This is a genomic window from Streptomyces sp. NPDC030820, assembly GCF_055572075.1.
In genome coordinates this window covers 133677-145328 of record NZ_JBVIEB010000003.1, presented here as the reverse complement: position 1 = coordinate 145328, position 11652 = coordinate 133677, and the positions used below count along the sequence as shown (strand labels likewise).

At 68.6% G+C, this 11652-nt stretch carries 9 protein-coding genes; 5 read left to right on the top strand and 4 right to left on the bottom strand.

Features of this window, described 5'->3' with window-relative positions; all coding sequences use genetic code 11:
* Nucleotides 1–18: 18 nt before the first annotated feature.
* Both ACZ418_RS09050 and ACZ418_RS09045 read right to left on the bottom strand, forming a co-directional pair.
* On the bottom strand, nucleotides 19–636 hold the full coding sequence (locus ACZ418_RS09050) for a hypothetical protein (protein ID WP_468359266.1): 618 nt from the start codon (nucleotides 634–636) through the stop codon (nucleotides 19–21).
* A 116-nt stretch (nucleotides 637–752) separates the two neighbouring features.
* Complete coding sequence (locus tag ACZ418_RS09045; protein WP_468359263.1) at nucleotides 753–1070, bottom strand: hypothetical protein; 318 nt, start codon at nucleotides 1068–1070, stop codon at nucleotides 753–755.
* 164 nt (nucleotides 1071–1234) lie between these two features.
* On the opposite strand from ACZ418_RS09045, the gene ACZ418_RS09040 reads away from it, so the two are divergent.
* The 4 genes from ACZ418_RS09040 to ACZ418_RS09025 all read left to right on the top strand — a co-directional run bounded on the left by ACZ418_RS09040 (nucleotide 1235) and on the right by ACZ418_RS09025 (nucleotide 9903).
* Nucleotides 1235–3406, top strand: coding sequence for an N-6 DNA methylase (locus tag ACZ418_RS09040; RefSeq protein ID WP_468359260.1), 2172 nt, complete (start codon nucleotides 1235–1237; stop codon nucleotides 3404–3406).
* 106 nt (nucleotides 3407–3512) lie between these two features.
* Complete coding sequence (locus tag ACZ418_RS09035; protein WP_468359257.1) at nucleotides 3513–5504, top strand: type I restriction-modification system subunit M; 1992 nt, start codon at nucleotides 3513–3515, stop codon at nucleotides 5502–5504.
* 245 nt (nucleotides 5505–5749) lie between these two features.
* On the top strand, nucleotides 5750–6724 hold the full coding sequence (locus ACZ418_RS09030; RefSeq protein WP_468359254.1) for a restriction endonuclease subunit S: 975 nt from the start codon (nucleotides 5750–5752) through the stop codon (nucleotides 6722–6724).
* The gene (locus tag ACZ418_RS09025) at nucleotides 6721–9903 is read left to right on the top strand and encodes a type I restriction endonuclease subunit R (RefSeq protein WP_468359251.1); all 3183 of its coding nucleotides are present in this window, start codon (nucleotides 6721–6723) and stop codon (nucleotides 9901–9903) included. The genes ACZ418_RS09030 and ACZ418_RS09025 overlap by 4 nt, the downstream gene beginning before the upstream one ends.
* Before the next feature lie 55 nt (nucleotides 9904–9958).
* Here ACZ418_RS09025 and ACZ418_RS09020 read toward each other — a convergent pair whose 3' ends face one another.
* Both ACZ418_RS09020 and ACZ418_RS09015 read right to left on the bottom strand, forming a co-directional pair.
* Complete coding sequence (locus tag ACZ418_RS09020) at nucleotides 9959–10141, bottom strand: DUF397 domain-containing protein (RefSeq protein ID WP_468359248.1); 183 nt, start codon at nucleotides 10139–10141, stop codon at nucleotides 9959–9961.
* Nucleotides 10138–10929 (bottom strand): helix-turn-helix domain-containing protein, encoded by a 792-nt coding sequence (locus ACZ418_RS09015; RefSeq protein WP_468360737.1) that lies wholly within the window; start codon nucleotides 10927–10929, stop codon nucleotides 10138–10140. The genes ACZ418_RS09020 and ACZ418_RS09015 overlap by 4 nt, the downstream gene beginning before the upstream one ends.
* 181 nt (nucleotides 10930–11110) lie before the next feature.
* Here ACZ418_RS09015 and ACZ418_RS09010 point away from each other — a divergent pair, with 181 nt between their 5' ends.
* Nucleotides 11111–11587 (top strand): ATP-binding protein, encoded by a 477-nt coding sequence (locus ACZ418_RS09010; RefSeq protein WP_468359245.1) that lies wholly within the window; start codon nucleotides 11111–11113, stop codon nucleotides 11585–11587.
* Nucleotides 11588–11652 lie beyond the last annotated feature (65 nt).

Here is an 11652-nt window from a genome sequence, read left to right as displayed (position 1 = left end):
ATGACGTGTTGTTCAGGGTCAGAGCGAGTACGGGATCGGGGTCGGGGGTCCGCGTCTGCTGACCGCGTGCCGCAGCAGGGTCAGCCGGGGTGGTTCGAGGGTGCCCGGGACGCGCGGGACGCGACCGGCGGGGGCGGGCAGCGAGGTGTCGCGCCACCAGGCGAGGAGGCCGGGAATGAGCGCTCCGGCCCGGCGCAGTAACGACCACAGCGCGGCCTCGCCCCGCCCCAGCCACCAGGAGGCGGCCAGCGCGGCGAGGAGGTGGGCGGCCGTGGCGTGGGCGGTGAGGTGCGGGTGCACGGTCGTGTGTACGTCACTCATGGCCGCCGCGTGGGCGTGCCTCGCGGCCATGGTGTGGCCGAGCATGGCCGCGCGCCCGGTGGCCGGGTGAGCGGCGTCGAAGCCGAGGTGCAGCCCGGCCTGGGTGAGCAGCATGGCGATGCCGACACCGGCCGACGACCGCTCCTGTGCGCCGAGCACCCAGCCGAGCGCGAGTACGGCGGCGAACCCGGCGGCGTCGGCCCACAACGGCGGCAAGGCGCCCATGGCCAGCCCGTGCCCGGCGGCGGCGAGCAGCACGCACACCGCGGCGAACACCGCGGCACGCAGACCTCTCACCGCCGGGGACGCACTCATGGTGAGGGATCCTCCCACGGGTGGGTGATACGTGCGGTACGCACGTCCTGTTCAGCGGCGCGGGAGGGGCTCGTTGTTCAGGCTGGCCTTCAGGGCGGTCAGCCCGCAGGGCGCAGTCACGCACCGGGGCGGACCTGCGCGTGGACCGTGAGGAACAGCTCCAGGTCGGCGCGCTCGTCGGGCGAAGCCTGACCAGAGGCGAGACGCGCCCGGACCTCGCGATGGGCGTGGTCCAGGTAGCCGCTGCGCTGCAGATGACGCCACAGGAGGCGAAAGGTCTGCTGGTGGTCGTAGAGGGTGGTCTCGTAGGACGTCGTGGTGATGTGGCGGGCCTGAACAAGCAGGGCCCCGAAGTTCTCCCGATCGTCGCGATGCAGCAGCCGCGCCAGGTGGCGGCGGTACACGGTCAGTTCGGGCTCGTCCGTCTCGGTCAAGCGGTTCTCCCCCATGTGGGTATCGAGTAGTGGATACGCGTTCCCCACCCGGAAGCAACGCCAGACAAGCACAATGCTGAAAGCGTCGTCAAACACGTTGACAGATTTGACGAGTGCCCTAGGTTGTTACCGTGTCCCCCACCCAGAGGCCCAGGACGTCCGTCATGCCCCAGCCATCCGCCCAGGTGACCGCCGCCGAGATCTCCCGCATCGCGGGCGTCACGCGCGCCACCGTCAGCAACTGGCGCCGTCGGCACGACGACTTCCCCGCACCCTCGGGCGGTACGGAGACCAGCCCGCTGTACGACCTCCAGGCCGTGCGCGAATGGCTCTCCTCACGCGGCCACGCCTCCGCGGCCACCCCCTCGGAGGAGCTTCGGACGACTCTCCGCCTGCACGCGCCGACCAGCGGCGGCACGGCGGACCTGTTGCTCCTCGTCCTCGCGGCAGCCGGCCGCACACCCGATGAGCTGACCGCCGCCGCCCGGCTGCCGGACGCGGACCTGACCGCTCGCGCCGAACGCGACGCGGCCGCCGTCGCCGAAGCCGTACCGGACGTGGACGCCGTCCGCTTCCAGGCGGCCGACGCGGAGGTACTGCGTGCGCTGTACGCGTGTGTACGAGAGGAGGGCGGCCAAGCCGCCCTGCGCGTACTCGCGGAGCGGGAGCTGGAGGACAGCGCGGCGAGCGGGGCCTACCGAACGCCGACCGCGCTCGCGGATCTTCTCGCGCGCCTGATCCCCGGCACCCCGGACCGCGTCCTGGACCCGGCCTGCGGCAGCGGCTCCCTGCTGGCGGCCGCCGCCCGTCGAGGTGCGCGCGAGCTGTACGGCCAGGACGTGCTGCCCGTACAGGCCCAGCGGAGCGCGATGAGTCTGATGCTGACGGCACCGGACGCCACGGTCACCGTGCGCGCCGGCGACAGCCTCCGCGCGGACGCCTTCCCCGACCTCGTCGCGGACGCGGTGCTGAGCAACCCGCCGTACGGCGTCCGGGACTGGGGCCACGACGAGCTGGCGTACGACCCCCGCTGGGCGTACGGCGTTCCGGCCCGCGCCGAGTCCGAACTGGCCTGGGTGCAGCACGCCCTCGCCCATGTGACGCCCGGCGGCTTCGCGGCCCTGCTCCTGCCTCCCGCCACGGCGGGCCGCGCCTCGGGGCGCCGCGTACGGGCGGAGCTGGTACGCAGCGGCGCGCTGCGCGCGGTGATAGCGCTGCCGGCCGGCGCCGCGGTGCCGCTGCACATCGGACTCCAGATCTGGGTCCTGCAGCGGCCCGAACCGGGCGGTCCGGAGCGCAAGTCGGTGCTCTTCGTCGACGCAGCGGAAGCGGAGACGGAATCCGCACGGGGCAGGGCGGCGGGCACGCGCACTCGGACCGGGTCTCGCTCCACCACGCTGGACTGGGACCGGATCACCAGACAGGTCCTTGGCGCGTGGGAGGCGTTCACCAGCGACCCGGACGCGTTCGAGGGCGAGCCCGGGACCTCTCGGGCAGTGGGAGTGGTCGACCTCCTGGACGACGTGGTGGACCTGGCTCCGGCACGCCTCGTACGCGCCTCGCGGGCCGAGGTGGACCCGGGTCAGCTGTCGGCCGAAGTCGACGCGACCCGCCAGGACCTCGCGAAAGCCGCCAAGTCCCTCGGCAGGGCCGCGGGTTACGACGACTGGAGCGCGGCGGGCGCTTCGGTCCGGCAGTGGCGTACGGCGACGGCGTCGGACCTTGCTCGGGGTGGTGCGCTGACGCTGCTGCGTACGAACCCGGAGGGATCACGGGGACACGCGGAGTCCGGCGGCGAAGGCCCGGCGGACCGCCCCGTCCTCACCGGCGCGGACATCGCAAGCGGGTCGGGCCCGACAGGGGACCCGACGCAGCTGCGCACCGACGCGGCTCCCGTGATCGCCGTCGGGGACGTGCTCGTGCGGGCGGTCGCGAGCGGCGGCGGGCCGATGGCCCGGGTGGCGGGCGAGGTGGAGGCCGGCGCGCTGCTCGGTCACCACGTCCACCTCTTCCGGCCGGACCAGGCACGTCTGGACCCGTGGTTCCTCGCCGGGTTCCTGGGCGCGGAGGACAACATCGCGGCCGCGTCCACGGGCAGCACGGTCCTCACGGTCGCCCCGGGCCGGCTGCGCGTACCGCTGCTGCCGCTGGAGGAGCAGCGGCGGTACGGGGAGGCGTTCCGGCGGGTGCACGCGCTGCGGGCGGAGGCGCAGCGGGCGACGCGGCTGGCGGAGGAGACGGCCCGGCTGCTGTCGGGGGGCCTCACGGGAGGCCAGCTACTCCCGTCACGGGAGATGGGGTCGGGTGGCGGCCGGGGTGGCGTTTCACCCCGTTAGGTACGCGAGCCTTCACACATGGACCACAATTGGCGGACCGTCCCGGCTGGTGAACTGACCGGGATGGTGGGGTTTGGGACGTTTCGGAAGGGATCCGGGGATCCAGTTGAACAGCAGTAAGCACACGGAGTTGGCGAACCATGCGTGGTCCGTCGCCGACCTCCTGCGGGGGGACTACAAGCAGTCCGACTACGGCAAGGTCATCCTGCCGTTCACGGTGCTGCGGCGTCTCGAGTGCGTGCTGGAGCCGACCCGCGAGAAGGCCGCGGAGGTGGCGGAGCAGCACAAGGACAGCGGGATCGACCCGGACCGCTTCCTGCGCCGGGCCTCCGGCCACTCCTTCTACAACAAGTCCCGTCTCACGCTGAAGAAGATCGCGGCGGACCCGCAGAACGCGGCGAAGAACCTCCAGGTTTACGTGGGGGCGTTCTCGGACAACGCGCGGGGCGTGCTGGACCGGTTCGAGTTCGCCCAGCAGATCAAGCGGCTGGACAGCGCGGGGCTCCTCTACAAGGTCATCGGCAAGTTCACGGACCTGGACCTGCGGCCCGAGATCGTGCCCAACCACAACATGGGCTACATCTTCGAGGAGCTGATCCGCCGCTTCGCGGAGCAGTCGAACGAGACGGCCGGTGAGCACTTCACTCCGCGTGAGGTGATCCGGCTGATGGTGCGGTTGCTGGTCGCTCCGGACGGCGACGGGCTGCACCTGCCGGGTGTGGTGCGTACGGTCCTGGACCCGGCCTGCGGCACCGGCGGCATGCTCTCCGCGATGGACGACCTCATCACGGAGCTGAACCCGGACGCCACGGTGGAGGTGTACGGGCAGGAGCTCAACCCGGAGTCGTGGGCGATCTGCCGGTCCGACCTCATGATCAAGGGCCAGGACCCGGAGAACATCGCCTTCGGCAACTCCTTCTCCGACGACGGGCACGCCCGCAAGACCTTCGACTACATGCTGGCCAACCCGCCGTTCGGCGTGGAGTGGAAGAAGGTCAAGGAGGAGGTCGAGCACGAGCACAGGTCGCTGGGTGAGGCCGGCCGCTTCGGGGCGGGGCTGCCGCGCATCAACGACGGGTCGCTGCTGTTCCTCCAGCACATGATCTCGAAGATGAAGCCGGTGGACGTGAACGGCGGGGGCGGTTCGCGCATCGCGATCGTCTTCAACGGCTCGCCCCTGTTCACGGGCGCGGCCGGCTCGGGCGAGTCCGAGATCCGCCGCTGGATCCTGGAGAACGACTGGCTGGAGGGCATCGTCGCCCTGCCGGACCAGCTGTTCTACAACACCGGCATCTCGACGTACTTCTGGATCCTGACCAACCGCAAGAGCCCGGACCACAAGGGCAAGGTCGTACTGCTGGACGCCCGCGACCAGTGGCAGAAGATGCGGAAGTCGCTCGGCGACAAGCGCAAGGAGCTGGGCCAGGAGCACATCGCCGCGGTGGTCAAGCTGTACGGCGAGGCCCTGGCCGTGGCGGGCGATCCGGAGCACCCGCTGCACAGCAAGGTGAAGGTCTTCTGGAACGAGGACTTCGGGTACCAGCGGATCACGGTCGAGCGTCCGCTGAAGCTGCGGTTCGAGGTCACGGAGGAGGCGTTGGCGGCGCTGGAGGCGTCCAAGGCGATTCAGAAGCTTCCGCAGGCTTCGCCTCTGGCAGACGCCTTCAAGTCCCTGATGGGCGCGAGCTGGGGTACCAAGCAGGAGGCCTGGCTCGCGTTGAAGGACGCGGTGGTGCAGGCCGGCGGGACGTGGCCCACGGGGGCGCCGTTCAACAAGGCGCTGCGGGACGTGATCGGGGTGCGGGACCCGGAGGGCGAGGTGCAGCTCGTCAAGGGCGAGCCGGAGCCCGACGCCGAGCTTCGGGACTACGAGAACGTGCCGTTGGGTGAGGACGTCGAGGAGTACCTGGCGCGGGAGGTTCACCCGCATGTGCCGGACGCGTGGATCGACCACAGCAAGACGAAGGTCGGGTACGAGATCCCAGTGACTCGACATTTCTACGTCTATCAGCCGCCGCGCCCCTTGAGGGAGATCGATGCGGAGCTGAAGGCGCTGGAGGCGGAGATTCAGAACCTGCTGAGGGAGGTCACCAAGTGACTTTCTGGCCTGACATGAAGGTTGGGCGTGCAGCCCGCCTGATCAGTGGTGTCGGGTTCCCCCACGAGTACCAGGGGAAGGACTCGGGGACCTTCCCCTTCCTCAAGGTCTCCGATCTCGTTTCTGGGAGCTTCGGACGACCCGTACTCACGGCGCAGAACTGGGTCAGTCACGGAGACTTGTCGTCACTTGGTGCTCGCCTGGCACCTGCGGGGTCCATCGTTTTCCCGAAGGTGGGCGCCGCGATGCTGAAGAACCATCGTCGTATCCTCGGACGTCCCGCAGCCATGGACAACAACCTGATGGCTGCTGTTCCCATGGTGGGGGAACCGCGCTTCTGGCTTTACGCTCTGTCGACGATCGACCTGGGGGAGATCGCGGCCGGCGGCGTACTGCCGTACGTCAATGAAGGCCAAGTTCGCGACCTGCGCATCCCGTTTCCCCCGCCTGACCAGCAACGCAGAATCGCCGACTATCTGGATACAGAAATCGACAGAATCGATAATCTTGTCACCACCAAGCGCCGTCTCATCACCCTGCTGAACGAACGCATCGACAGTCGCGTACTGCAACACGTGGGCGCCAGCCGTCTGGTACGCCCGGAGAGCGGCGGCCCTACGCTCCCTCTTCGGAGAATGCTGAACAAGGTAGTGCGGCCCGCCGTACCAGGCGCAGGTGTCATCACCGCCTACCGTGACGGCCAGGTCACCGACCGAACGGCCCGACGCGCTGACGGGTACACACTTTCAGCCTCCACTCAGCCACAAGGTCAGCACGTCAGGGTCAACGACGTCGTCGTACACGGGCTGGACGGATTCGCCGGAGCCATTGGGACAGCAGAAGCGGACGGAAACTGCAGTCCTGTGTACCATGTGTGCGTTCCCAGCAATTCCGGAGATCCTCGATTCCTGGGGAGGCTGCTCCGCGTTCTGGCTCTTCAAGGGTACCTGGGAAACTTCGCAACAAGCACGCGCGAACGCGCAGTTGACTTCCGAAACTGGGATCTCTTCGGCCGCATTCCCGTTCCCGTCGTACCGACTGACGAGCAGTACGAGATCGGGGAGTGGATTGCCGACGTACGCCCCCTGCGGGAAGTAATCGAACGTTCCGCAGCGATCGCCGCCGAGCGCCGCCAAGCTCTGATCACCGCCGCCGTTACCGGTCAGTTCGACGTATCCACCGCCGGCGGCCGCAACATAACCGAAGGAGTCGCCGTATGAGTCCCGTGCACGACGAGTCCTCCTTCGGATCCGCCATCGTTGCCGCCCTGTGCGAGCGCGGTTGGCGGGAGGCGAACGCCGAGGACTACCAGGCCGACCTTGGGCTCGACACCGACGAGCTCCGCACCTTCATCGGCGAGACCCAGCCCGACGAGTGGAACGAACTGCTCACCGTCTACGGCGGCGACCCCGACGAAGCCCAGCGCGGTTTCGCGCAACGTCTCGACCGGGCCATCGCCGAGGACGGCCTGCTCCACGTCCTCCGCAACGGCGTGAAGGACCGCGGTGTCCGTATCCGGGTCGCCTACTTCAAGCCCAACCTCGTCTCCGCCGACTCCGTCCTCGACGGTTACCGGGCCAACCGCCTCACCGTCGTCCGCGAACTCCCCTACGCCACCAAGCAGGCCGACTGGGGCCACCGCCTCGACCTCACCCTGTTCCTCAACGGCATCCCGGTCGCCACCGCCGAGTTGAAGAACCCGCTCACCGGTCAGGGCGTCGAGCACGCCAAGGAGCAGTACCGGACCGACCGCGACCCGACCGAGCTCATCTTCACGCGCCGTGTCATCGCGAACTTCGCCGTCGACCCGGACCTGGTCTTCGTCACCACGCAACTGCGCGGCAAGAGCACCCAGTTCCTGCCCTTCAACACCGGCTCGAACGGCCCGGGTCAGCCCGGCGGAGCCGGCAATCCGGCACCCACCGCCCACGACACGTACGCGACCTCCTACCTCTGGGAGCAGGTCTGGCAGCGGGACAACTGGCTCGACCTCCTCCAGCGTTTCGTCCACCAGCAGAAGCACAAGACGCCCGGCGGCGGCACCACCAAGTCCACGATCTTCCCTCGCTTCCACCAGTGGGACGTGGTCAAGAAGCTCACCGCCCACGCGGCCACGCACGGCGCCGGCCACAACTACCTGATCATGGCCTCCGCAGGCTCCGGCAAGTCGAACACCATCGGCTGGCTGAGCCACCGCCTGAGCGACCTGCACGCCGACACCGACCCGAACGCCCTCGACCCCGAAGCCCGCGCCGCCAACCGCATCAAGCCCGGCGAGCCCGTCTTCGACAAGGTCATCGTCATCACGGACCGCCGGAACCTGGACGCCCAGCTCCGGGAAACCGTCGGTAGCTTCTCCCAGACGGACGGCCTGGTCGTGAAGGTCGACGAGAAGCACGGGGCGAAGAGCGAGCAGCTGGCCCGGGCCCTCTCGCGGGACACCGGAAAGATCGTCACGGTCACGCTGCACTCGTTCCCGGCCCTGCTCGACTACATCAAGCGCAACCCCACCGAGATCAAGGGGACCCGCTTCGCGATCATCGTGGACGAGGCGCACTCCTCCCAGTCCGGCGACGCCGCCACCGCCGTGAAGTCCGCCCTGCGCGACCTCGGCCTGGACGCCGACTCGGACGACGACGGCGCGACCACGGTCACCGTGGACGACAAGCTGAAGGCGAAGGCGGTGGAACGCTCCCGCGCCGCCAACCTCTCCTACTTCGCCTTCACCGCCACGCCGAAGGCCAAGACGCTCGAACTCTTCGGTACGGAAGGCGTCGAGAACGGCAAGCCCGTCCACCGCCCCTTCCACACCTACTCCATGCGCCAGGCCATCGAAGAAGGCTTCATCCTCGACCCGCTGCGCAACTACGTCACGTACAACACCTACTGGAAGCTCGCGAACCTCAACCGCGACGAGAAGGAGGTCGACCCCTCCAAGGCGAACAGCCTGCTCGCCCGGTTCGCGCTCATGCACGAGCACACGGTGTCGCAGCACGCCCAGGTGATCGTCGAACACTTCGTCGCCCACACCCGCGGCCGGCTCGGCGGACGTGCCAAGGCCATGGTGGTCACGGCCTCCCGCCACTCCGCCGTACAGATGGCCCGTGCCATTCGCAGCTACCTCGCCGACCGCGAATACGACACGAAGTACCCGGACCTCGGTGTCCTGGTCGCCTTCTCCGGGTCCCTCACCATCGACGGCGAGGAGACCACCGAGAGCAAGGAGAACGGCGGCTTGCCGGAGAGCGCGCTGCCGAAGGCCTTCGGCTACACCCGAGCCGACGACAAGGCCGCGAAGGCCGGCGGCAAGGGCCAGCAGGAGTACCGCATCCTGGTCGTCGCCGAGAAGTACCAGACCGGCTTCGACCAGCCGCTCCTGACCACGATGTACGTCAACAAGACACTGACCGGCATCGCCGCCGTGCAGACCCTCTCCCGCCTCAACCGCACCGCCGAACGCAAGTCCCAGGCCGACCTCGCCGTCCTGGACTTCGTCAACGAGGCCGAGGACATCCAGGACGCCTTCCGCCCGTACTTCGAGGAGGCGCACACCCTGCCGTCCGACCCCAACCTCCTCTACACGGCTCAGAGCCGCGTCATGTCCGCCCCGGTCGTCTCGGAGCAGGACATGGACGAGTTCGTCGCCGCGTACTTCGAGGCGCAGGAGAAGGCGGGTGGCTCCCAGTCCAAGTGGGAGAAGCTGCACGCCGAGCTGTACCGGCTCCTGTCCCCCGCCGTCACCCGCTTCACTCACCTTCTGCAGAGCGAGGAGGAGGACGACGTCGAGACCGCCGAGGACTTCCGGGCCAACCTCAACGACTACGTCCGCAAGTACGGCTTCCTGGCACAGATCGTCCCGTACCACGACCCCGAGCTGGAGCGCCTGTACCTCTACGGCCGCTACCTGCTCAACCGCCTCCCCCGCCTCGCGGACGGCGGAGTCGACATAGGCGAGGTGGATCTGAGTCACCTGCGCGTCGAGAAGACCGGCGAGCACGACGTGTCCCTCTCCTCCGAGGGGCCCGCCGAGCTCAAGGGCTTCGGCGACGGCGTGGGCGGCGCCAAGGACGCCGAGAAGTCGCTGCTGTCCGAGCTGATCGAGAAGTTCAACGCCAAGTTCGGCACGGAGTTCACCGAGGAGGACGTCCTCCCGGCCTTCAACGCCACGAAGGACGACCCCAAGGTCCGGGCCGCCGCCCTCGTCAACGACGAGGAGAACTTCGGCATCGTCTTCGACAAGAAGTTCGAGGAGAACATGATGGATCATGTCTCCACGATCGAGACCCTCGGCAAGCGGTACTTCGGTACGGACCGCGACTTCAAGTCCAACCTCGACCGCAGCGCCCGCCGCGCGGCCTGGCGGATGATCCGCCGGGAGGAGGGGCTGGAGGACATCTGACAGGGTTGGGGCCCGGTGCGCATTGCGTCACCGGGCCCCAACAACGTCCGTGAGCTCAGTGCCGGGCGGCCAACCGTACGAAATCGGCCCACGCCTCCGCCCCGAAGGACAGCCTGGCATCCATGGGTCGCTTGGAGTCCCGGACCCACACGGCTCCGCTCGTCTCCGCGACTTCGACGCACTCGCCCCCCTCCGCACCGCTGTAGCTGCTCTTGCGCCACGACTCGCCGGTGTTCATAGCTCTCCCAGCACCTTCTCTACGAATCCCAGAGACTCTCGGGGGGTGAGAGCCTGGCTTCGGATGATCCCATAGCGTGCTGAGATAGACCGTACCTCGTCCTGGTCCGTGAGCAGGATGCTGCGGCCCTGCACTTCCAGGTAGGCGATCTGGTCGCCCTTCCTCGGCGTAATCAAGGTGAACGGCCCGTCCACGCCCGCGTTGTCCTCACGGTCGTTCGGCATGACCTGGATCTCGACGTTGCGTTTGTGGCCGATCAGCAGGATGCTTTCCAGCACTCCACGAAGTACCGACTTGCCGCCGAACGGCTTGCGGAGGACGGCCTCTTCGATGACGAAGCTCATGAGCGGCGCCGGCCAGCGGTTGAAGACGTCCTGGCGCGACAGTCGTGCTGTGACTCGCTGCTCAATCGTGTCCTCGTCCAGCAGCGGACGCCGCATGGCAAGCAAGGAGCGTGTGTACTCCTCGGTCTGGAGCAGTCCTGGAACGGCTTGCACCGCGTACAGGAACAACTCGTGTGCCTCCGCCTCCAAACGGGCCGCATCGCGAAAGAACGCCGGATACTGAGCCCGAGCCACCTCCTCCTTCAGCGCGATGAGCAACCCACCCGCCCCCAGCACCTCATCCGCCTTCTCGATGAAGCGGGCCTGCGGGATCCGCCGCCCCTGCTCGATCGACGCCACCATGTCCGCCGAGTAGCCGACCCGCCTGCCGAACTCCGCCCGGTCCATCCCCGCCCGCAGCCGCAGCAGTTTCAACTGCCGTCCGAACGCGATCAGGACGCCCATTCCTGGGTCGTCCTCCGGCCCCTGCTGCCGCTGCCCCGTCTCCACGTCCCTCACGGTCACCGCACTACCGCCTCTTCCCCGCGTACCGCCACGTACAGGGCCCGCGCCCGCCACGTACGGAAGGTCGGCGTCAGCGCGTCACCGCTGGTCACGCTACGCCACCGGACGCGACCGTGTGTGCATGACCGCAACACAACCACCGTTCACGGTGCACCAGTTCGCGATGCGCTTCAGTTCGACCCCGCGCGGCGCACGCCTCGCCAGGCGACTGTGCGGCAACCGGCTCGACACCTGGGGCATCCCGTACGGCGGCGACACGCACGACGCGATCACGCTCGTCGTGGCGGAGCTGTGCGCCAACGCCGTACGGCACGGGCAGGTGGCCGGCCGGGACTTCCACGTCCTCCTCACCGCCGACCGAGCCACGGGGACCGTACGGATCGAGGTCAGCGACACAAGAGGTGAACGCCTCCCCCGCATCCCCTCCGCCGCACCCAAGGACTGCCCCCCGGACGGCGGGCGCGGTCTGCTCCTCGTCGACACGCTGGCGGACCGCTGGGGCTGCTCACCCCGCGCCACGGGCGGACCGGGCAAAACGGTCTGGGCGGAGTGCAGCGCCGCCATGTGCGCCGCCGCCCCGCCTGAATCGTCGGCGTAGTCCCCCACCTGGCTGGACGCATGAAACGCTCACCAGAGAAACTGATCCCCACCACATCGAAGACC

Excerpts from the sequence above, each read along its gene's own strand:
- ACZ418_RS09015 (WP_468360737.1), bottom strand. The coding sequence starts at position 10,929 with ATGGGCGTCCTGATCGCGTTCGGACGGCAGTTGAAACTGCTGCGGCTG.
- ACZ418_RS09040 (WP_468359260.1), top strand. The coding sequence starts at position 1,235 with ATGCCCCAGCCATCCGCCCAGGTGACCGCCGCCGAGATCTCCCGCATC.
- ACZ418_RS09010 (WP_468359245.1), top strand. The coding sequence starts at position 11,111 with ATGACCGCAACACAACCACCGTTCACGGTGCACCAGTTCGCGATGCGC.
- ACZ418_RS09050 (WP_468359266.1), bottom strand. The coding sequence starts at position 636 with ATGAGTGCGTCCCCGGCGGTGAGAGGTCTGCGTGCCGCGGTGTTCGCC.
- ACZ418_RS09020 (WP_468359248.1), bottom strand. The coding sequence starts at position 10,141 with ATGAACACCGGCGAGTCGTGGCGCAAGAGCAGCTACAGCGGTGCGGAG.
- ACZ418_RS09030 (WP_468359254.1), top strand. The coding sequence starts at position 5,750 with ATGCTGAAGAACCATCGTCGTATCCTCGGACGTCCCGCAGCCATGGAC.
- ACZ418_RS09025 (WP_468359251.1), top strand. The coding sequence starts at position 6,721 with ATGAGTCCCGTGCACGACGAGTCCTCCTTCGGATCCGCCATCGTTGCC.